General features: G+C 30.6%; 1 protein-coding gene. It reads left to right on the top strand.

Annotated elements, in window-relative coordinates; all coding sequences use genetic code 11:
* Positions 1-42: 42 nt before the first annotated feature.
* Positions 43-556 (top strand): restriction endonuclease subunit S (locus ACPC58_RS11705; RefSeq protein ID WP_434066039.1); only part of this gene is annotated, 514 nt, incomplete at its 3' end.

Here is a 556-nt window from a genome sequence, read left to right on the forward strand (position 1 = left end):
GATTGGGAACTGCATAAGTTTGATGAATGTTTTAATTTTCCTGTGTCTACAAATTCATTATCTAGAGCATTGTTAAATTATGATGAAGGCGATATTAAAAGCGTTCACTATGGAGATATATTGATTAAATATCCAGCCATTCTAAATATTAAAAATGATAAAATTCCATATATCACAGGTGGTAAATTAGAAAAATATAAATCTAGTTTGCTCGAGAACGGCGATTTGATTTTTGCTGATGCAGCTGAAGATGAAACTGTTGGAAAAGCTGTTGAAGTCAATGGTTTAACTGAAGAAAATCTCGTAGCAGGATTACATACAATAGTTGCAAGACCAAAAGATAAAAAAGCTGAATTTTTTCTAGGATATTATATCAATTCAAATACCTATCATAGACAACTTTTGAGACTGATTCAGGGTTCAAAAGTATCATCAATTAGTAAAGGAAACTTACAAAAAACATTAGTATTTTTTCCAAAAGATTTTGAAGAACAACAAAAAATAGGGGCATTTTTCAAAAAGATAGACGAGACTATCACCCTTCATCAGCGTAAGT

Origin of the sequence: Streptococcus sp. VTCC 12905, from assembly GCF_049893385.1 — a bacterium.
GTDB classification, from domain to species: Bacteria; Bacillota; Bacilli; order Lactobacillales; family Streptococcaceae; genus Streptococcus; species Streptococcus suis_AA.